The organism is Ralstonia sp. OTU4908 (assembly GCF_038440115.1).
GTDB lineage: Bacteria > Pseudomonadota > Gammaproteobacteria > Burkholderiales > Burkholderiaceae > Ralstonia > Ralstonia pickettii.
Genome location: NZ_JASATD010000086.1, coordinates 1 through 1458, shown reverse-complemented (window position 1 = coordinate 1458; position 1458 = coordinate 1). Strand labels below are relative to the sequence as shown.

The following is a 1458-nucleotide window of genomic DNA, read 5'->3' as shown; positions in this document are numbered from 1 at the left end:
CCTGGGGGGCGTTTGTTTAAACAATATATGGCGGCTGCCCCCCCCGCCCCGGCCGGGCCCCCCGGGGGGGCGGGGCCCCGCGGAGCCGGCCCTACTTGTTTCTATAACACTTAACGTACAGAGAACCGGGGAACCCAACAGATACGCGGGGTTCCGGGGCAAAAGAAAAGCCCCGCATTGCTGGCAGGCAATCGGGGCGGTGGCACACAACACACAGGAAGGAAAGTCATGCGCCATGACATTGTAGGCGAGCGCGCCACGTTTGATAAGGGCTACAGCTATCAAGAGGGCATCGCCGTTAGGCAAATTGTATTCCCCAATGGACAGGTTGAAGTCTCAGGGTTCCCGATGACGCAGTGGCAACGCGCTGGTGAGTTGCATCGCATGCCGCGTGCTGCTCGGGGGAAGTCGGAGAAGCGTGAGCAGAATGAGGCGTCGGCCACGCAGCGTGCTACGCAGGGTATTCGGCTTCGTTGCAAGGCCATCGGGGCGACGGTGATGATCACGCTGAACACTCGCAGGAACATCACGGACTTGGACGAGTTCATGAAGCTGTTTGACCGCTTCCGCCGCATCATGTCTAGCGCTCGGGTATTTCACTACGTGGCCGTGCCGGAACGCCAGAAGCGGGGTGCATGGCATCTGCACATCGCGGTAGAGGGTCGTGTGGCCAGACACTTTGCGATACGCGCATGGCTGCGGGTTGTGGGTGGCAAGGGTGAAGGCTATTGCCACTTACCGCGTCCTAATGGTGGCAAGGGTCGGGGGCCGTGGGCTACGCACAAGCTGGCTTCCTACATCAGCAAGTACATCGGTAAAGACATCGGTGATCGGGAGATGAACCGTAAGCGTTATTGGACCTCGCGCGGCATCGCTGTGCCACGTCGGCAGGTCTACGGGAACTGGGGTGCCTATCCGTCGATGTACGAGGCGCTCAAGCCTATCCTGGCCGATCTTCACCGCGATTTCGGCATTCATGACCTCGTGGCCCATGTGAGTGCTCGTGATGGCACGTTTTGGATGGCTACAGGCCCACGCCCTGGGCATTTCTTCGGGCCGCCGTGTCCGTTCGCTACTGAGCAGGATCGTGTGCTTGCGTCGATTCGCCAAGATCGTCTGGCTGCGTGAGCTGCAGCTGCAGCTGCCGCTTCTTGTGGATCGGGTATAGGGTTCGCCGGAAGGCCTCGGTTTCCAGCTCGTGCAGTCGTAAAACTGCAACGGTCCATGCGGGTATCGGGCGTGCTCCTCGGAGCCAGTCGCGGATTGTTCGGGGCGTTCGCTGCAGCTTTTTGGACAGTGTTTTTACGCTGTAGACCTTTGCCCAGTAGTCGAATTCTCCAGGGCTGATCCAGCGTCGTGATGGGTCTTTCATGGGCAATAAAAAAGCCTCCAGATGGTGCTGGAGGCTTCCTGTTTGTAGACCCTCTATTGTGGGGTCTTTGCTTAGGCTCAGATTCA

Annotated in this window: 2 protein-coding genes; one reads left to right on the top strand and one right to left on the bottom strand. The window is 59.2% G+C overall.

The features are described 5' to 3' along the window. Nucleotides 1-228: 228 nt before the first annotated feature. Entirely contained in the window at nt 229-1128 is a 900-nt protein-coding gene (locus AAHM38_RS25390) for a rolling circle replication-associated protein (RefSeq protein ID WP_116575153.1), read from the top strand. Here AAHM38_RS25390 and AAHM38_RS25385 read toward each other — a convergent pair. Next, the coding region (locus AAHM38_RS25385; protein WP_342234418.1) for a hypothetical protein at nt 1073-1458 on the bottom strand (386 nt) is incomplete at its 5' end. The genes AAHM38_RS25390 and AAHM38_RS25385 overlap by 56 nt on opposite strands.